Origin of the sequence: Antrihabitans stalactiti, from assembly GCF_012932915.1 — a bacterium.
Taxonomy (GTDB): Bacteria; Actinomycetota; Actinomycetes; order Mycobacteriales; family Mycobacteriaceae; genus Antrihabitans; species Antrihabitans stalactiti.
The window spans coordinates 87857-105442 of sequence record NZ_VCQU01000011.1; the positions used below are offsets into that span (position 1 = coordinate 87857).

Sequence of the window (17586 nt, forward strand, 5' to 3'; positions counted from 1 at the left end):
AGACGCGCGCACGGTTTAGATGCGCTCGGCGAGGCCCCGGTAATCGAGGATGAAACCATCCGCGTCGACCGTGACCGACGACGAGGAGACCGGCGAGAGCACGTGGATCCCGTCGCCACCACTGCTGTAAGTGAGGCTGGCTTCGGCGACGCTGAGATCCGGCAGGTTGACGTAGACGACCGGCACTTGCAGGTCTTCGGAGTCGGCCTGCATCCCGTACCGGCGAATCGGCAGCGTGTTGAAGAACGGGCTGAGCACAACGTCGACATCGAGCGCGCCGCCGAACGTCGACCGGAGGTGCGTCGTCGGGCTCTCCACCATCCAATAGCCTTCTTCGTCCCGGCTGATCGAGATGTGCCGCTCACCCGACGCGATGCTGGTCCGCAGCGAAAGCCGGCGGGTGACGCCATTTTCGTCGGTCACCAGGTCGTAAGACGCGCTGAACGCGGGGTGTTCCGGGCAGGCGCCGCCGATGATCCGGCCGACCGCTTTGATCCGATTTCCGTTGAGCTGCACCCGAACCGACTCCATCCGGGGTGCGTTGTGCGCACGCCACGTCAAGATGGCAGGCCAAGTCGACGGGGCACGGTCTGTCTGTGCGGACCATTGGGCTGGGTTGGTCACCCGTCTACGGTATGCGATCTTGAGCGATCCCCGAAGTCAGACCAGCGATTCGCGCCACGCGGCGTGTAGTCGGGCGAACCGACCGGTGCCGCCGATCAACTCTGCGGGGCTACCGTCTTCGACAATGCGGCCGCCATCCATCACCAGCACTCGATCGGCGATCGCGACTGTCGACAAGCGGTGGGCGATGATGAGGGCGGTTCGTCCGTTCAGCACGGTCTCCAGCGCGCGCTGCACCAGCCGCTCGCCGGGGATGTCGAGGCTCGACGTCGCCTCGTCGAGCACGATCACCGAGGGCGACGCGAGGAATACTCGCGCGAAGGCAACGAGCTGGCGTTGACCGGCCGACAAGCGACCGCCGCGACGCCGAACATCTGTATCGAAACCGTCCGGAAGCTTGGCGACGATCTCGGCAAGCCCAACCGCGCGTGCCGCCGCGACGATCTCTTCATCGGTCGCGTCCGGCTTGCCGAGGCGAATGTTGTCGGCGACCGAACCGGAGAACAGGTACGCCTCCTGGGTGACCATCACGATGTTGCGCCGCAGGTCGGTATCGGAGATGTCCCGCAGATCGATCCCATCGAGTGTGACCGTGCCGCCGGACGGGTCGTAGAACCGCGCGAGCAGTTTCGCCAGCGTCGACTTGCCCGCGCCGGTGGCACCGACCAGCGCAACGACCTGACCCGCTGGCACATCGAGCGAAAAGCGAGGTAGCACAGGTTGATCGGGCTCGTTCGAGTACGAGAACCACGCATTGTCGACGCGGATCGCGCCTTCGGCCCGGCCGATCGGCACAGGGTGCTCCGGCTCCACGACCGACGGCTCTTCTTCGAGCACACCGGAGAGTTTCTCCAGCGCGGCTGCCGCCGATTGGTAGGAGTTGAAGACCTGCGCGAGCTCGTCCAACGGCCCGTAGAACCGCCGCAGGTACAACAGATAGGCCGCGAGCACGCCGATCTCGGTCTGCCCGTGCATCACTCGCCAACCACCGACAACCAGAATCACTGCTGTGGTGACGTTCCCGATGAGTCTCGTCAGACCTGTGTAGGTCGCCATACCGTGCAATGCGTCGGTATTGGCGGCGCGGTAGCGCGCGTCCTCGCCTGCGAGGATCGAATCGTTGCGTGCCTCGCGCCGAAACGCCTGCACGGCACGGATTCCGCCCATCGACTCGACGAAATGGACGACCACGTTGGCGATCGCACCTCGCGTCCGTCGATAACCCGCCCGCTGACGCCTTCCCGCCGCGCGGGTGATGAAGGCCAGCGGGATGAAGCCGGCGAGCACCACGAGCGCGAGCGGAACGTCGAGGTACACCAAGATGACGGCGATAGTGACGACCGACAGGATCGCGCTGATCGCGTCGTTGAGCGCGCTCTCCAGCAGCCCTTCCAGTGATTCGAGGTCGCTGGTGAGCCGCGAGATGATCCGACCCGATGTGTACCGCTCGTGGAAGCCGACGCTGAGGCGCTGAGTGTGACCGAACACGCGCAGCCGCAGATCGAACAGAATGCTCTGACTGAGCTTGCCGCTGATCATCAGGAACGCATAAGTCGTGGCCGCACCGAGCAACGCCATCGCGATGAAACCGCCGACCGCGACGTACAGCGGCGTCCACCGACCGTCCGCCGCAGACCGCACGCCGACGTCGAGGGCATAGGCAACGAACAACGGACCAGCGACCATCGCGAGGTTGTCGACGACGATGATCCCGCCTGCCGCAGCAGCCAGGCGCCGGTACGGCCGAACCAACGAGGCCAGCAACCGCCGAGAACGACTGGCCAGCACCAGATTTCCAGCGGCGGTGACCTCTTTGTCCTCGTTCGCGACGCCACGCCAGCTGTCGTCGGAATCATTCTCCGCCATGTCGATCACCACCCATCAGGTGGCGATACAGCGCGGATGTCTCCAGCAGGTTCGTGTGAGTGCCTTCGGCGACGATGCGACCGCGGTCGAGGACGGCCACCCGATCGGCAAGGGCAGCCGTTGACGGACGGTGGGCGACGAGCAGCGTCGTCGAATGGTGCAGCACCCGCCGCAACGCAGCTTGGACCCGTTCCTCGGTATCGACATCGAGCGCCGACAGCGGATCGTCGAGGACAAGGACGCGCGGCTTGGCGAGAACCGCCCTCGCCAACGCCAGCCGCTGACGCTGACCGCCGGACAAACTGAGCCCTTGCTCACCGATCCGCGTGTCCAATCCCCACGGCAGCGCGTCGACGAACTCGGTCGCGTGCGCGAGTTCGAGAGCTGTTCTGATCTCGTCGTCGGTCGCGTCAGGCTTACCGAGCGCGACGTTTTCGCGCACGCTCGCCGAAAACAGCACGGGCTCTTCGAAAGCCACCGACACGAAGGACCGCAGGTCCGCCAAGCGCAGCGACCTGATGTCGATTCCGTCGACCGTGATGGATCCGGCCGTCACGTCGAACAGTCGAGGGACCAGATTCAGCAGTGCAGTCTTGCCGCTGCCGGTGGCGCCGACCAGAGCGAGCGTCTCCCCCGGTTCGACCACGAGGCTGACATCGCGCAGTTGCGAACGCCTGGCATCGGGAAACGTGAAGCCGACGTGTTCGAACCGCAGTTCGCCGGTCAGTGGGGCAGGCAATTCGGCCGGTTGGACAGGTTCGTGGATCGCAACCGGGGTGTCGATGATTTCCCAGAACCGGTCGGCGGCGGTGCGAGCATTGTTCAACTCCGCCAACAGAAATCCGAACGACTCGATGGGCCACTGGATGAAGGTGGCGAGGGTGATCCCCGCGACGACCGTCCCGAGCGTCATCGTGCCGTCGACGATTCCATGCGCGCCGACAGCGAGCATCAACGCAATGGAAACCGGCGGCAGGCTGACGATCGTCGACCAGAGTGCCGCGCCATAGCGGACCTTCGTCAGCTCGATCGATTTGAGCTCGTGCGACTGCCGGGCGAAACGCCAGCCCACATACGCACCACGACCGAACGCCTTGACGACGCGGATGCCTTGGACCGCCTCTTCGACGGTCGTAGCGACATCGCCGGATTGGTCCTGCGCGCGCCGAGCAGCGATTCGGTACAACCGCTCGAAGCGAATGCAGGCGAACAGCAATGGAATTGCGAACGCCAGCTCGATCAACCCGAAAGCCGGGTTCAGCACGAACAACGCTACGACTCCGACAACGACGATTGCGGAGTTGGTGACGATGAACGGCGCGATGAAGGCGACGAAGCGACGCATCGTCGACATGTCACCGATCGCGCGCGACAGCAGCTGGCCTGAATCCCAACTGTCGTGCACGCCGACCGACAACGCCTGCAGCGTGCGGAAAAGCTTGGCGCGCATGTTGATTTCGAACTGGCTCGACGTGTGCGCGACCAACCAGCGCCGACCCCACACACCGGCGGCGTCGAGCACACCGAGTGCGAGGACCAACAGCACCGGCCACCACAACGCATCAAGGTTTCCGTCGGCAATGGGCCCGTCGATGATGCGCGCCGTGACGAGCGGGATGACGATTCCGGTGAGCATGGCGACGAACGACAGCCCGATTGCGCCTGCCAGGGTGAACCGGAACGGGCGAATGTACGGCCAGAACCGACGGAGCGAGTGGCGTCGGCGAGGCTGCTCCGGCGTCGGCTCGACCCCGGACTGCAATCGCTCGTCTTCTTCGAGCAGATCCCAGACCGGCGCACGAACGTCAGTCGTCGCGGTCACCGAAACCCCCTTCAGGCTTGTTTTGGATGCTCCCACGGGGTACCGACAGCTCCAACCGATTTTCCGCGCCGGGCATTCCAGCGTCGCTGCGCAAAGCTGTCGGTGATCTCGAGTAACGTTCGGTTGCAAATCCCCAATCGCACGAGACGCGGAAGGACGCTGTGACTGCTGGCGGAAGCATGGTCGGGCTGTTCGCCGGCATCGGTGGGCTCGAACTCGGCTTGAGCGAACACGGCTGGCGCACAGAGCTGTTGTGCGAGATCGATCCAGGCGCTCAGGCCGTGTTGCGCAACCGATTCGCCGATGTCCCACTGCATTCCGACGTCACCCGGCTACGCGCTCTCCCGGCAGATACCGAACTCGTCGCGGCCGGCTTTCCTTGTCAGGATCTATCTCAGGCAGGCAAGACGGCTGGCATCACCGGCGCCCGGTCCGGGCTGGTCGACGAGGTTTTTCGGCTGGTCAAGCGCAAGCGAGGTCCGCGTTGGCTGCTCATCGAGAACGTGCCGTTCATGCTCCAACTCGGCCGCGGGGCCGCGATGCGCCACATCACCGACGCGCTGGAGGATCTCGGCTACACCTGGGCATATCGCGTCGTCGATGCCCGCGCTTTCGGGCTGCCCCAACGTCGGCAGCGGGTGCTGATGCTCGCGTCGCGCACCGAGGATCCACGCGAGATCCTGTTCGCCGAAGACGCTCCGCCGGAGGTCGTTATCGACGACGGGGCGCACCCCTGCGGGTTCTATTGGACCGAAGGCATCCGTGGGCTCGGGTGGGCGGTGAACGCGGTCCCGACGCTCAAAGGCGGCTCGACGATCGGCATCGCCAGCCCGCCGGCCGTCAGGCTGCCGTCCGGCGAAATCGTCACACCGGGGATCACCGATGCCGAGCGATTGCAGGGCTTCGACCCGGATTGGACCGCTCCGGCCACCGACGCGCTCGGGGTCAGGCAGGGCCACCGCTGGAAGTTGGTCGGCAATGCGGTCAGCGTGCGGATGGCGTCGTGGGTCGGCAATCGACTGGCAGATCCCACGCCGTACGTCGCGACGAACGAGTCACTACTCCTGCCTGGGCAGCGGTGGCCGACAGCGGCATGGGGGCGTGATCGCGTGTCTTATCGTGTGCCCATGTCGACGTGGCCCGTGCAGGCACCGTATGAGGATCTTGCCGGGTTCCTCGACGAAACTCGGCTGCTCTCGGCGCGGGCGACCGCCGGCTTCCTCCGGCGAACTCAGCAGGGCAACTTGCGGTTTCCGCCTGGCTTTCTGACTGATGTGGAAAATCACCTCGACAGAATGGGCGGATATCCCGAGGTCGCCGCATGACGGATGGGCTGTTTCCACTGCCCGTCGTGCCCACGCCACCGCCGCTGGCACAGGCGCTGCGCCGGTCGGGAACCAAACCGCCCCCCGATGGCGACCGCGCAGCGAAGAAGAACTACGCGCAGCGACTGTCCAATCACCTCGCACAAACGGTGGCAGACGCCTTGCGGCCGCTGTACCCGGACATCACGCCGACCGCAGGCGGCTTGGGGCAGGAAGCGACCGTCGACGTCGCGAAAGGCCGAAAGCGCTTGGACGTCAAGGCCGTCGACCCGACCCTCGGCCTCATCTTGTGCGTGTCGATCAAGACCTACAGCTTCCAGGACTACAGCCCGACCACCGGGAAGCTCGGCCGATGGACCAAGAACATCGTCCGCAACGACCATGAACTTCGCGGCGAGGCGATGGTCCTACACCAGCGCCAGCCGTACAGCGTTCTCATCGCCGTGATGTTCGAGCCGCTCACCACCTGTGACGACGGCGACCCGACGAAACAGAGCGACAGCGCCAAATCGTCGTTCGCACATCAGGCGACAACGCTGTCGAAACGGTCCGGGCGTGGCAAACGAGCCGTGGTCGGCGACGGCGTCTACGCCGGACGTGGGCGGATGTGGGTCGACCTCGGTGCCGACGACACTCGCTACGACCTCTTCGAGAAGGTGTACATCGGGCTCTACGACTCCGACGGCGCGGTGCGCTTCTTCGATGTCGACGAACCGCCGCCACGCAATGGACGGCCACCGGACTCGGCGACGAAGTCTTTCGACGAATTCGTCGAGGCGGTCCATCACGAAGTCGAGAATCGCAATCGATTCGCCCCGACCTGGTCGGACCTCGACGGCGACGAGTAAAGGGAGTTCAGGGCCGCCTTCTGCGCCCTTATGGATCGAATCTATGCAGTTCAGAGGGGTATTTCAGCGTTCGATAAGGGGCGAGATAGCGGGCTCGGTCAATCTTTGTATTACAAGACCGAGTAAAGGAAACCCCAATGAACAAGATCCTCGCCCGCGCGGCCGTCATCACTGCAGCCGCTGGAGCAGCCCTCGCCCTCGCGACCGCCCCCGCCAACGCGGCCGTCGATAACTACGGGTCGATCGCTTACTCCCCCACCACCGGCAACGTCGGCTGGTCCTACGACTACGCCAACCGCGCCACCGCCGAGGCAGTAGCCACCGGCTACTGCAACGCCTCCGACTGCCAGGCCGTCGTGTGGTTCTACAACGGCTGCGGCGCACTGTCGGTCGCATCCGACGGCGCCTACGGCTGGGGGTACGCCCCGACCCGCGAGGGCGCCGAGTACCACGCGCTCCGCAACACCCCCGGACCGAACGGACACATCGTCCGCTGGGTCTGCACCACTGGTCACCAGTAAGCCGCATTTGCGATCTGTGCCCGGTTGGCCGACAGGCTGACCGGGCACGGTCTTGTCCGGGGCGCCTACCGTGGACCTGTGCCGTCGACGGACCCTGCCACCAGCGCCCGGTTGGCAAAACAGCGCCGTCGTGACACGGCGCCGGAAGTGGCGCTGCGCAGAGAACTCCACCGCCGCGGGCTGCGGTTCTTCGTCGATCGAGCGCCACTACCAGGGCTGCGTCGCCGCGCTGACCTCGTCTTTCCTCGGCTGCGGGTCGCCGTGTATGTCGATGGGTGCTTCTGGCACAGCTGTCCTCAGCACGCGACCCACCCGAAGAACAATGCGGATTGGTGGGCGGCGAAACTCGCGGCGAACGTCGCGCGGGACCGCGATACCGACGCCAGGCTCGCCGAGTCAGGTTGGCAGGTGGTTCGGGTGTGGGAACACGTTGCACCCGACGTTGCGGCAGACGTCGTACAGGCCGCGTTGAAACCGCGATTACCCTGAACTCGATGACAACGCCGTCGAGCACCCGGATGATCGCCGCCGTGCGGACGGCGTTGGCGCTCGCAATCGTCGTTGCCGGGATCGCATATTCCTCCTGGCTACTCGAATATGTTCTGCACACGGGCCTCGACCCGACGACCTCGTTCTTGAGCGAACTCGATGCAGTCGGTCAGCGTTATCGCGATGTCTTCTCGATCGCCGACACGGTGTCAGGTTCCCTGCTCGCCGCGTCGGCGGTAGCCGCACTGTTCGTCCTGCCCCGTAAAAAGCTCGCCACCGTCGGCTGGGTTGCGCTGTTCGTTTTCGGCGTTGCCACGATTGCCGACGCAAACCTGCCGATTACGTGCGTCCCGAGCGCGCTGCACCCGTGCCCGTCCGAACCAAGTGGGCTGTTCCCGCAGCTCCACCACATTCATGCCCTGACCAGCACTGTTGCCGTCAACGCGATCTTCATCGCCATGATCGCCTTCACATGGGCCGAGTTCAGGTACGGCGGTTGGCATGCTCTTCGTGCCACCGGCTTGGTGCTGTTGATCTGCGCATCGACGACGACCGCATGGCTGCTGATCGCCGATAATCTGCCGGGCGATTACGCCCTCGGTGTCGCGCAGCGTGTGCAGGTCGGCGGCTTCTCGCTGTGGCTCGTCACGTTGGGCGTTGCGGTGTGGCGATCGCCTACGCTGCGGCATCATGAGCGATCGGATTAACGTTCCCTCGGGGGGAACTTTCGAAGCTACCGTCGGGTACTCACGCGCGGTCCGCGTCGGCGATCAGATCTGGGTCGCGGGGACGACGGCCGAGCTCCCGGACGGCACGGCGGTCGGGGGTGACGACATCGGCGCCCAAGCCCGTGAAGCCCTCCGCAGAATCGTCGCGGCACTTGCCGAGGTCGGCGCCGGGCCTGAACACGTCGTGCGGACCAGGATGTTCGTGACGGATATCGGCCGGTGGTCCGAGGTCGGCGACGCGCACGGCGAGGTTTTCGCAGACGCGCGACCTGCGGCGACGATGGTCGAGGTGAAGGCTCTGATCACGCAGGCACTCATGGTCGAGATCGAGGTCGACGCGGTCGTGCACGACGGTCGTTGACACCGCTGCGCGATACTGAGAGATTAGATGTGTCTTTGCATCACCGCCGATGCGAACGGGAAGGCTCACATGACTCTCGCCCACGCGCAGACATCTCGTCAGGCCCCTGACGGCGACTTCGATATCACCGAGTACATCGATGGCGTCGCGGGCCTCCTGGGCGGCACGGCGAATGTGATCATGCAGCTCAGCAGCCCGCCGGTCGGCCATGGCGTCGCCGAAAGTACCGTCGACTGGGGCAAAGTGAAGCTGCATCCGGTCAAGCGCTTGCGCACCACGCTGGCCTACATCGCCGTCGCCCTGGAAGGCACAGAAGCCGAGCGCGAGTACTACCGAAACGAAGTCAACCGCAGCCATCGCAACGTCCGGTCCGGACCCGACAGCCCGGTCAAATACAACGCGTTCGACCCGAAACTGCAGCTTTGGGTTGCCGCCTGCATCTATTGGGGCCTGGTCGACATGGTCGAGAAATTGCACGGTCCCCTCGATGACGCCGAAGCAGATGCGATGTACCACTACTGCTCGCGCCTGGGGACGACGCTGCAGATGCCCGAGTCCATGTGGCCGGCGGACCGCGCAGCTTTCGATGCGTACTGGAACCGGACGGTGGCAACGAAGTCGATCGACCCAGTCGTGCGCGAGTACCTCTACGACCTGGTCATGCTCGGTTTCATGCCGTGGCCGATTCGAATATTCGGCCCGCTACAACGGTTCGTCGTGACCGGCGTCTTACCGCAGAAGTTTCGAGACGAGATGCAATTGCGGTGGACCGACGAGGATCAACGCCGATTCGATCGAGCATTACGGGTGATCGGTGCAGTCAATCGCAGACTGCCCGGACCGGTCAGGCGTTTTCCGAGCAATTTCTACTTGATGGAAACGCGGTTCCGAATCCGCTACAACAAGGCAATCGTCTAGACCGGCGAATCGTAGTTGCGGTCGAACGCCGTTTCGATCCAGTCCTTCGCGTCTCTTGGATCCGTCGGTTGTAGCGATCCCTGTGCCGACCGCCGTTCGGCCATGGCTGCGGAGCGGTCGTGCGCTGCGGTCAGCTTTCCGTTGTCGAAGAGCAATTCGACCACCCGCTCGTACTTCCACGCTGGGTGAAAACCCATGTGCACGTACAGTTCCCGAAGAAATCCGGCACCGAGCAGCAGTCCGCCGGTGAACGGCACAGGCTCCCGTATCGGGGCGTATACGGTCCCGCTGCCGGTCTGCACCCGCGCTCCGAACAGCTTCGCAGGAGGGTCGTCCATCCCAACCTGCAGCGACGTCAGAAAGAGCTCCTTCTCGGCGACGGTGTAGCCGCAGATGTAGCCCCGCCAGCAGGCGGTGTGGATCATGCGGACCGCCAACCCGTGTTCGGCCGGGTCGAACAAACCGGCGCCGCCTACCCCGACGAGGGAGTAGTCGGCGCCGTCGTAGAACACCGAATCGTGAATCTGTGCGGTCACTCGATCAGTGTTGCACCGGCCAGGTCAGCTCGCGGCCGACTCCGGCAGCACACAGATCGCACCTTCGGAGAAGCCGGCCGGCCGCACACCGAGCGCCTGGTTGAGGCGGGCACGTTGGTTCTCCCACGCGACTTCCGCGGCCAACTCCGCCAACTGTGCCTTCGAGAGGTGCGTCAACAGCTCGTCGCGCAGTTCGTCGGACACGATCGCAGGCGTTGCCGACATCGCTTCGGCGAACGCGATGACCAGCTTCTCGAGCTCGGTGAACACCGCAGAAGTCTTGTAAGTCCGCAGGCCGAGCAGCTTTTCCTCGGTCATCCCTTCCATGCCGGCGAGTGCCGTCGCAATATCCATGCAGAATTCGCAGTTCGCCATGCCCGCTGCCTTCGCGGTGGCGAGCGTCTTCAGCTCGGGGTCGAGCCGCCCGGACAACAGGAGCATCGTCTCGACGAACCCGGTCGCGAAGAGGTACTGCGGACGGCGAATCAGCCAGCGAACCAGATCGGATTTGTTCTGCGTTGCCTTACCGAAGACTCGAATGTGGATCCAGATCCGCTTGAGCATTCTCATGGTGTTTCCCTTTCGACGGGATCGTGGCTGCCCAGAGCAGGGCAGCAGGAACAAGGGCGGCGACGACGAGCGTCGCGACGTTTCCGACTTTCTCGGCACTGGTGAGGAGGTCGGACGGGTGGGTGGCGTGGAAATAGAGATGCGCGACGGCAAAGACGAGCAGGCCGCCGATAGCGAGTTGGAACGGTCGCCGTTCGCCCCAATACGATGCGAGCAAGACCATCAGTCCGGTGGCGAGGAACCCCGTCGCCGCGTCGGTCGCCAAGTGCGCGTTGAAGGGCGGCTCGGCGGCGACGAGCATCGGTCCGAACCCTGGAAAGTTGTCGTACCAATTGCGTGGGCTGGCATATGCCCAACCACCGACGACCAGTTGCGGGATCGCAATCACGACCCCACCCACACGCACCCACTCCGATACCGATGTTCTGCTCACACCTTGCCTTCTCGGCGAGACGCCCCGCTGTAACGCCACCAGACGACGAACATTGTGATTGCCAGCACACCTTCGGTGATGTGCAGCGCGGCTCCCCACGCGAACACGGTCACTTCGGTGCTGCCGTGCGCGCCCAGCAGCACACCCAACGGGACGCCCGCACCGACCCCGATCGGCGTCCACCGCTTCCGAAGCCCGGCAGCACCGACGGCGACGGCGGCAGCCATCATCGCGAAGCCGAGCTCTATCAAAGCGTGGTGCCCAGGCTCACCGATGTTGCGGGCGATCCAGTCGGTCAACAGCAAGTTGGTCACACCGTGCCAGAGGAACACAGCGGCGAGGGCAAGCGCGGCGTACTGCATAAGCGGGCGGGGGCGGTCGGATCGACGTACAGCAGCCCCGATACGGCGCCCGAGCTTCGCGGGCGGGGTGACCCGCAGGGAGGACGCCAACCACAACACGGTCGGATCGCTGCCGACGCTGGGATGGCCTGCGAACGTGTCGCTGATCTCGCGGTCCAGCTGCTCGGCCGCAGCGAGCTCGGCTGGGTCGAATTCTCCGAAATCGTTGTCAGTCATCACCCATCACCTCCCTCAACTTTCCGACTCCTCGGTAGACGAGCATTCGCGCGGCGGTCGCCGAAATGCCCAGTGCCGCACCGATTTGCTCGGACGTCATTTCGCTACCGAATCGCAGCGCGACCGCCTCCCGCTCGCGCGGCGTGAGGTGGCCCAAGTGCCGACGGACCTCGTCGGCGCCGTCTCGACGCAGCACCGCGCCTTCCGGATCGGTCGCGTCGCTCACCGAATCGGTGCCCACTTCGGCCGACGGCGACTCCCGGGCACGCTGCCGCCACCAGTCCGCGACGACGTGACGCGCGATCCCGACCAGCCAACCGCCGACCGTTCCTCGTGTTGCATCGAATCGCTCCGCCGACCGCATTGCTTGCATGAAAATTTCGCTGGTGACATCGTCGGCGTCGACGTCCGAAGGCACCCGAGACCGCACGTAGCGCCAGATGGGCGCCACGTGTTCGCGGTAGATGTCTCCGAACTCGGCCGGCATGTCACTCATCCTTCGCCTCGACAAGGCCTGCTGTAACGAAACGAATTTCGGCGGCTCTCGTAGGAATCGCGCGGTTAACGGCGAGCCAGCCGCACCGGCAACTTCGACGGCGACAGCACGAAGTCCTTGTTCGACGGTGTGACCACGAAATTCGCGTCGGGCACCGGTCGCCACCTCGTGAAGAACGCGGCGGCTTGCAGGCTGATCGCAAGCACCGAGTAGTGGTTGCCTGGGCATCGCCGCGGACCGATCCCGAACGTCAGCGAGGCGGACTTCTCGGCGCTGGAGACCCGGTCGGCAGACCACCGCTCCGGGTCGTGCACGTTCGCGTTCTCGTAGTAGTCGTCGTTGCGATGGACCATGTATGGGCTGTAGGCGACGATCGCACCGTCCGGCAACGTCACGTCCCCGAGCGTGACAGGGCCGTCCGCGGTCCGAGTGCTGACCCATGGCGCCCACATACGCAGCGACTCTCGCACGACCATGCGCAGATACGGCAACGACGCCAGATGCTGCGGTTCGACCGGTCCGGACCCGACGATCTCGTCCAGCTCGCCGTACACCTTCGCCGCGACCACCGGGTTCGACATGGTCTCGTGCAGAATCCAGCCGAGCAGCGACGCCTGCGAGCCGACGCCTCCCGCCATTACGAGGATCAGCTCGTCGATGATTTCGTCGTCGGACAGCGTGGCACCGGTCGCCTTGTCGGTATGTCGAATGAGCGCGGACAACACGTCGCCGCGATCGGCGTCTTGCAAGCGATAGGCGACGACTACCGCTCTGATCGCCGCACGCAGTCGCGCAGACCTGCGAGCAAATCGCCAGTTCGCGACCAGTCGGCTCTTTCGGACCCGAGCGGGTAACGAGCCGCGGCGGATGACTTCGGTCAACAACCAGGGGATGTCGATGCGGATCTGTTCGCGGGCGTGCTCGGTGAAGTCGCCGGTGAACAGGGTCGACGACACGGTCTCGAGCACGAGCGAGTGAATCGACTCCATCAAATTGACGTCGCTGCCGTCGCGCATCCCGTCGGCCCACTTGTCGGCGATCTCAGCAGTGATGACGGCGTACTCGGCAAGCCGGGCCTGCTTGAACGCGGGTGCAATCATCCGGCGGCGCAGTTCATGTTCTTTGCCAGTGAGAATGTTCACCGAATTCAGGCAGATCTCTTTGATCGATTCGGCCAATTCGTCGCGACGCCACAGGTCTTCGTTGAGGCTGATGTGTCGGATGAGTTCCACTGTGGTGACCAGATATGCCGGCCGCGGTCCCAAATAGATGCGAACGATGTCGCCGTATTCGGACAGCGAGTCCATGAAATCGAGCGGATTACGCAGGATAGACAGGCTATGCCCGAGCACTGGCAACCGTCCCCGCGCAGTCGGAACTGCCGAAAGTTGCGTCACCAACGTTGTGATCCTCCCCCTGGATGTACGAACTCAACTCCTTATCGTAAGCAACGATCGCTCTGGTAACAGGTGCCCGCGCAGACCAAATAGACTCCCACGCAAGGTCGCGGAAGCCCTTGCCCGTTGTCAACGTACGGATGCGAGCGCTGGAAGAGTGAAGATGCACGCAGGAGAACGATTCGGTCGGTACCGACTAGATGCTCCGCTCAAGGCGGGCACAGTCGGTGCCGTGTGGACCGCCCTCGACTTGTCGACGGCACGGCGGGTGGCGCTGCGCATTCTGTCTGCCGAGGAGTCGAGCGACGCCGGCTACCGAGCGGAATTCGAGCGCCAAGCCGCACTCGCAAAGGCGATCAAGCATCCCAACGTGCCAACCGTGCACGATTTCGGCCTGGTCGACGACCAACTGTTCCTCTCGTCGAGCATGATCGACGGCACCGACCTGGCGAAATTGCTCGCCGCCGACGGTCCCATGGACACAAAGCGGTCGGTCCGCGTGGTCGAGCGAGTGGCGGCAGCCCTCGACGCTGTACACAAGGCCGGACTGGTCCACGGCGCTGTCGCCCCACACAACGTCTTGTTGCACGAGAACGGCGTCGTCTATCTGGCCGACGTCGGACTCGCCCGCAGTGGCAAGGTCGACCGCGCCGCCGATATCAGCGCCCTCGCAGGTGTCTTGGCAGCATCGTTGGAGGGCCGAGAACTCCCCGCCGAACTAGCTGCGGTTATCGCCCGCGGAACGTCGACCGACGCTGCGCGCCGATTCGGCTCCGCCGGCGAACTCGCGTCCGCCGCGAGGGCAGCATTGAATCCGAACGCTGCGGCCGCTGCCGCGACGGTCGAGATCGCCAAGCCCGCGCCGGCACCGGCACCTGCAGCCGCAGTCGTCGAGCCACCCATCGAGCCCGAACCTGCGACGGAACGAATTCCGGCTGCAGCGGCGCCTTTTTGGCAGCACCGCTGGTTCGTACCGCTCGCAGTATTCGGCGCGATCGTTGTGCTGGGAGTGATCGCGGGCATCGTCCTAGGTTCCGGAGCGTCGTTCCCCGATGAGGGCACAACGCCCGTCGTCACGACTCAGCGGCAGACAACCGCCCCGGTCACGCAGTCGTCAGCGCCCAAGCCGACAACTACGACGACCAATCCGCCCGTGACGACGGAAACACCGGTCGCGACCCAAGCGCCCGCGGAACCAACGGTTGCGCCTGCACCACCTCCAGCGACGACGCAGGCGCCCGCACCGGCCCCCGCTCCCGGACCCACGACGTCGGACGTATTGCCGTGCTACCCCGGTTACTCCCACCAACCGGCGCCCAACGGTCCGTGCATGCCGAACGCACCAGCACCTGCACCCGCGCCTGCTCCAGCTCCTGCCCCGGCGCCGACGCCCGCACCGGCGCAACCGCAGGTCCTGCCCTGCTACCCCGGCTACAGCCACAAGCCGCCGCCGAACGGTCCTTGCCTGCCCTAGCTGCTTGTGAGTCTTTTAGGAGTCCAGGGACTCCTAAAAGACTCACAACCCTGTAGATGGGAATACCAAAGTCACCAATTCTGTTCCCCTTGTAGTCAAACATTCAATTACTTGGAGGGCACGTGCAGTTCGGAATCTTCACGGTCGGCGACGTCACGACGGACCCGACGACTGGTCGCACGCCCACCGAAGCCGAGCGAATCAAGTCGATGGTGGCCATCGCGCAGAAGGCCGAGGAAGTGGGCCTGGACGTGTTCGCCACCGGCGAGCACCACAATCCGCCGTTCGTCCCGTCTTCGCCGACCACGATGCTCGGTTACATCGCCGCACGGACCGAGCGGATCCTGCTGTCCACGTCGACGACCCTGATCACCACCAACGACCCCGTCAAGATCGCGGAAGACTTCGCGATGCTGCAGCACCTCGCCGACGGACGTGTCGACCTCATGTTGGGACGCGGCAACACCGGCCCGGTCTACCCGTGGTTCGGTCAGGATATTCGCAACGGAATCCCTCTCGCGATCGAGAATTACGCGCTGCTGCATCGACTGTGGCGCGAGGACGTCGTCGACTGGGCTGGCAAGTTCCGCACGCCGCTGCAGTCGTTCACGTCCACACCGCGTCCGCTAGACGACGTACCACCCTTCGTCTGGCACGGTTCCATCCGCAGCCCCGAGATCGCCGAACAGGCCGCCTACTACGGCGACGGATTCTTCGCCAACCACATCTTCTGGCCAAAGGAGCATTTCCAGCGGCTGATCGAGTTGTATCGGCGCCGCTACGAGCACTACGGCCATGGCAGTGCGGACCAGGCGATCGTCGGACTCGGCGGCCAAGTTTTCATGCGCCGTAATTCGCAGGATGCGATTCGTGAGTTCCGGCCGTACTTCGACAACGCGCCGGTCTACGGGCACGGTCCGTCGTTGGAGGAGTTCACCGAGGACACGCCGCTGACTGTCGGCAGCCCCCAGCAGGTCATCGAGAAGACGCTCACCTTCCGGGAGAGCTTCGGCGACTACCAGCGTCAACTGTTCTTGGTCGACCACGCAGGCCTGCCGCTACAGACCGTGCTCGAGCAACTCGACCTGCTCGGCGAGGAAGTGATCCCCGTGTTGCGCAAGGAGTTCGACGCCCTGCGCCCGGCCCATGTGCCGGATGGTCCCACCCACGCCAGTCTCATTGCCGCTGCCCGGAACGTCGAAACCGTGGAGGTTTCACAATGACGACACCCCGAATCGCCGTGGTCTCGGCCGGACTGAGCCAGCCGTCGTCGACTCGACTTCTCGCCGACCGCCTCGCCGCAGCGACCAGTCGTGCATTGGCCGCGACCGGCCGGACTCCGTTGGTCGACGTCGTCGAACTCCGCGACCACGCCCACGATCTGGCGAACAACCTGGTAACCGGATTTCCCGCAGCCAGCCTGCGGGAGGTCATCGATCAGGTGACGACTGCAGACGCGTTGATCGCGGTGACACCGATCTTCAACGCCTCTTACAGCGGACTGTTCAAAACGTTCTTCGACGTGCTGGACAAGGACGCACTGGTCGGGATGCCGGTTCTCGTCGGCGCGACCGGCGGCACTCCGCGCCATTCGCTGGCACTCGAGCACGCTGTCCGGCCGATGTTTGCCTACCTGCGCTCGATCGTTGTGCCGACCTCGGTCTACGCGGCATCGCAGGACTGGGGTGCCAGTGGTGACGGCGACCGCGGGTTGGTCGACCGCATCGACCGCGCCGCAACGGAACTCGCCGACCTGGTCGGCAATCGGCGTAAGCCCGTGGATCCGTTCGATGAACCGACACCGTTCGAGCAGTTGCTCGCCGAACAGCGAGCCTGACATGGCTGCGCCGCAGGTCACCGTGGTGCCGGGCGCAGACCGTCGGCATTGGTGGAACGAGTGGCTCGACTCGCGTCAATCGTTTCCTGCGACAGGAAATTTCGACCTCGCCACCAACGCGCACGGTCTGCTCATGGTGCACAACGAAGACGTCGTCGAGGCCGGCGAAGGCTTCGATACGCACCAGCATGTCAACACCGAGATCATTACCTGGGTGCTGGAAGGCACGGTCGTGCACCAGGATTCGGCCGGCAATTCGGGTCTCATCCACCCGGGCCTCGCCCAGCGGATGAGCGCAGGCACCGGCATCCTGCACTCCGAACGCAACGGTGCTGGGCGGCGCGAGCGGCGCAACCTCCACATCGTGCAGATGTGGATACCGCCGGACACGGCCGCGGCAACGCCCAGTTACCAAGAGGTCGACATCAACGCCGAGCTCAGCACCGGCGACCTCGTCACCGTCGCCTCGGGAATGCCGAAACACCGTGACACCACAGCGGTCCTGCTCGGTAATCGCTTCGCGGCGCTGCATGCGGTCCGGTTGGCGCCCGGCCAGTCCTTCACTGTGCCCGATGCGCCTTACGGACACGTGTTCGTCGCGAAAGGTTCGGTCGACTACGAAGACGTCGGCATTCTCGAACACGGCGACGCGGTACGCCTCACCGCGACCGGTGGCCACCGCGTGACCGCCAAGGTCACGAGCGAACTGCTGATCTGGGAAATGCTGCGCGGTCTCTCGTAAAACCGTGTCGCAGCGCTGACT

At 64.6% G+C, this 17586-nt stretch carries 20 protein-coding genes; 11 read left to right on the top strand and 9 right to left on the bottom strand.

The window, feature by feature from the left end; all coding sequences use genetic code 11:
* Window positions 1-15: 15 nt before the first annotated feature.
* From FGL95_RS26195 to FGL95_RS26205, 3 genes are read right to left on the bottom strand one after another with little or no spacing between them, the layout of a single operon-like run.
* Window positions 16-624 (bottom strand): putative glycolipid-binding domain-containing protein, encoded by a 609-nt coding sequence (locus FGL95_RS26195; protein ID WP_169592929.1) that lies wholly within the window; start codon window positions 622-624, stop codon window positions 16-18.
* 36 nt (window positions 625-660) lie between these two features.
* A complete protein-coding gene (locus FGL95_RS26200; protein ID WP_169592931.1) occupies window positions 661-2490 on the bottom strand; it encodes an ABC transporter ATP-binding protein in 1830 nt (609 codons plus the stop codon).
* Window positions 2477-4252 (bottom strand): ABC transporter ATP-binding protein, encoded by a 1776-nt coding sequence (locus FGL95_RS26205; protein WP_277351822.1) that lies wholly within the window; start codon window positions 4250-4252, stop codon window positions 2477-2479. Before FGL95_RS26205 ends, FGL95_RS26200 begins: the two co-directional genes overlap by 14 nt.
* Window positions 4253-4491: 239 nt before the next feature.
* Between FGL95_RS26205 and FGL95_RS26210 the strand changes: the two genes are divergently transcribed.
* The 7 genes from FGL95_RS26210 to FGL95_RS26240 all read left to right on the top strand — a co-directional run bounded on the left by FGL95_RS26210 (window position 4492) and on the right by FGL95_RS26240 (window position 9502).
* Window positions 4492-5637 (top strand): DNA cytosine methyltransferase, encoded by a 1146-nt coding sequence (locus FGL95_RS26210; protein ID WP_169593147.1) that lies wholly within the window; start codon window positions 4492-4494, stop codon window positions 5635-5637.
* On the top strand, window positions 5634-6485 hold the full coding sequence (locus FGL95_RS26215; protein ID WP_169592934.1) for a hypothetical protein: 852 nt from the start codon (window positions 5634-5636) through the stop codon (window positions 6483-6485). The genes FGL95_RS26210 and FGL95_RS26215 overlap by 4 nt, the downstream gene beginning before the upstream one ends.
* Window positions 6486-6622: 137 nt before the next feature.
* A complete protein-coding gene (locus tag FGL95_RS26220; protein ID WP_169592937.1) occupies window positions 6623-7006 on the top strand; it encodes a DUF4189 domain-containing protein in 384 nt (127 codons plus the stop codon).
* 78 nt (window positions 7007-7084) lie between these two features.
* Window positions 7085-7495 (top strand): DNA mismatch endonuclease Vsr, encoded by a 411-nt coding sequence (locus tag FGL95_RS26225; protein ID WP_169592941.1) that lies wholly within the window; start codon window positions 7085-7087, stop codon window positions 7493-7495.
* Between the two features lie 5 nt (window positions 7496-7500).
* The gene (locus FGL95_RS26230) at window positions 7501-8202 is read left to right on the top strand and encodes a DUF998 domain-containing protein (RefSeq protein ID WP_240963314.1); all 702 of its coding nucleotides are present in this window, start codon (window positions 7501-7503) and stop codon (window positions 8200-8202) included.
* Entirely contained in the window at window positions 8186-8584 is a 399-nt protein-coding gene (locus FGL95_RS26235; RefSeq protein WP_169592943.1) for a RidA family protein, read from the top strand. The genes FGL95_RS26230 and FGL95_RS26235 overlap by 17 nt, the downstream gene beginning before the upstream one ends.
* Window positions 8585-8653: 69 nt before the next feature.
* Window positions 8654-9502, top strand: a complete 849-nt coding sequence (locus FGL95_RS26240; RefSeq protein ID WP_169592946.1) for an oxygenase MpaB family protein — start codon at window positions 8654-8656, stop codon at window positions 9500-9502.
* Here the strand turns inward: FGL95_RS26240 and FGL95_RS26245 are convergent.
* The 6 genes from FGL95_RS26245 to FGL95_RS26270 all read right to left on the bottom strand — a co-directional run bounded on the left by FGL95_RS26245 (window position 9499) and on the right by FGL95_RS26270 (window position 13512).
* The gene (locus FGL95_RS26245; protein ID WP_169592948.1) at window positions 9499-10038 is read right to left on the bottom strand and encodes a hypothetical protein; all 540 of its coding nucleotides are present in this window, start codon (window positions 10036-10038) and stop codon (window positions 9499-9501) included. The two genes, FGL95_RS26240 and FGL95_RS26245, sit on opposite strands and share 4 nt — an antisense overlap.
* 24 nt (window positions 10039-10062) lie before the next feature.
* Window positions 10063-10608 carry a carboxymuconolactone decarboxylase family protein gene (locus tag FGL95_RS26250; protein ID WP_169592950.1) on the bottom strand — a complete coding sequence of 182 codons (546 nt, stop codon included), beginning with the start codon at window positions 10606-10608 and terminating at the stop codon, window positions 10063-10065.
* Window positions 10562-11041 carry a hypothetical protein gene (locus tag FGL95_RS26255; protein ID WP_169592952.1) on the bottom strand — a complete coding sequence of 160 codons (480 nt, stop codon included), beginning with the start codon at window positions 11039-11041 and terminating at the stop codon, window positions 10562-10564. The genes FGL95_RS26250 and FGL95_RS26255 overlap by 47 nt, the downstream gene beginning before the upstream one ends.
* Window positions 11038-11619 (bottom strand): hypothetical protein, encoded by a 582-nt coding sequence (locus tag FGL95_RS26260; RefSeq protein WP_169592955.1) that lies wholly within the window; start codon window positions 11617-11619, stop codon window positions 11038-11040. Before FGL95_RS26260 ends, FGL95_RS26255 begins: the two co-directional genes overlap by 4 nt.
* On the bottom strand, window positions 11612-12106 hold the full coding sequence (locus FGL95_RS26265; protein ID WP_169592956.1) for an RNA polymerase sigma factor: 495 nt from the start codon (window positions 12104-12106) through the stop codon (window positions 11612-11614). Before FGL95_RS26265 ends, FGL95_RS26260 begins: the two co-directional genes overlap by 8 nt.
* A gap of 74 nt (window positions 12107-12180) precedes the next feature.
* The gene (locus tag FGL95_RS26270; RefSeq protein WP_169592959.1) at window positions 12181-13512 is read right to left on the bottom strand and encodes a cytochrome P450; all 1332 of its coding nucleotides are present in this window, start codon (window positions 13510-13512) and stop codon (window positions 12181-12183) included.
* A 163-nt stretch (window positions 13513-13675) separates the two neighbouring features.
* Here FGL95_RS26270 and FGL95_RS26275 point away from each other — a divergent pair, with 163 nt between their 5' ends.
* The 4 genes from FGL95_RS26275 to FGL95_RS26290 all read left to right on the top strand — a co-directional run bounded on the left by FGL95_RS26275 (window position 13676) and on the right by FGL95_RS26290 (window position 17565).
* Window positions 13676-14986, top strand: a complete 1311-nt coding sequence (locus tag FGL95_RS26275) for a serine/threonine-protein kinase (RefSeq protein WP_169592961.1) — start codon at window positions 13676-13678, stop codon at window positions 14984-14986.
* A gap of 122 nt (window positions 14987-15108) precedes the next feature.
* Window positions 15109-16209: a CE1758 family FMN-dependent luciferase-like monooxygenase gene (locus FGL95_RS26280; RefSeq protein WP_169592964.1), complete on the top strand. Its 1101-nt coding sequence runs from the start codon at window positions 15109-15111 to the stop codon at window positions 16207-16209.
* Window positions 16206-16823, top strand: coding sequence for an FMN reductase (locus tag FGL95_RS26285; RefSeq protein WP_169592967.1), 618 nt, complete (start codon window positions 16206-16208; stop codon window positions 16821-16823). Before FGL95_RS26280 ends, FGL95_RS26285 begins: the two co-directional genes overlap by 4 nt.
* A gap of 1 nt (window position 16824) precedes the next feature.
* On the top strand, window positions 16825-17565 hold the full coding sequence (locus FGL95_RS26290; protein ID WP_169592971.1) for a pirin family protein: 741 nt from the start codon (window positions 16825-16827) through the stop codon (window positions 17563-17565).
* Window positions 17566-17586: the final 21 nt, after the last annotated feature.

Coding starts and splice junctions, on each gene's coding strand:
- FGL95_RS26265 (WP_169592956.1), bottom strand. CDS start 12,106: ATGCCGGCCGAGTTCGGAGACATCTACCGCGAACACGTGGCGCCCATC.
- FGL95_RS26250 (WP_169592950.1), bottom strand. CDS start 10,608: ATGAGAATGCTCAAGCGGATCTGGATCCACATTCGAGTCTTCGGTAAG.
- FGL95_RS26235 (WP_169592943.1), top strand. CDS start 8,186: ATGAGCGATCGGATTAACGTTCCCTCGGGGGGAACTTTCGAAGCTACC.
- FGL95_RS26290 (WP_169592971.1), top strand. CDS start 16,825: ATGGCTGCGCCGCAGGTCACCGTGGTGCCGGGCGCAGACCGTCGGCAT.
- FGL95_RS26210 (WP_169593147.1), top strand. CDS start 4,492: ATGGTCGGGCTGTTCGCCGGCATCGGTGGGCTCGAACTCGGCTTGAGC.
- FGL95_RS26230 (WP_240963314.1), top strand. CDS start 7,501: ATGACAACGCCGTCGAGCACCCGGATGATCGCCGCCGTGCGGACGGCG.
- FGL95_RS26220 (WP_169592937.1), top strand. CDS start 6,623: ATGAACAAGATCCTCGCCCGCGCGGCCGTCATCACTGCAGCCGCTGGA.
- FGL95_RS26200 (WP_169592931.1), bottom strand. CDS start 2,490: ATGGCGGAGAATGATTCCGACGACAGCTGGCGTGGCGTCGCGAACGAG.
- FGL95_RS26285 (WP_169592967.1), top strand. CDS start 16,206: ATGACGACACCCCGAATCGCCGTGGTCTCGGCCGGACTGAGCCAGCCG.
- FGL95_RS26275 (WP_169592961.1), top strand. CDS start 13,676: ATGCACGCAGGAGAACGATTCGGTCGGTACCGACTAGATGCTCCGCTC.
- FGL95_RS26215 (WP_169592934.1), top strand. CDS start 5,634: ATGACGGATGGGCTGTTTCCACTGCCCGTCGTGCCCACGCCACCGCCG.
- FGL95_RS26260 (WP_169592955.1), bottom strand. CDS start 11,619: ATGACTGACAACGATTTCGGAGAATTCGACCCAGCCGAGCTCGCTGCG.
- FGL95_RS26240 (WP_169592946.1), top strand. CDS start 8,654: ATGACTCTCGCCCACGCGCAGACATCTCGTCAGGCCCCTGACGGCGAC.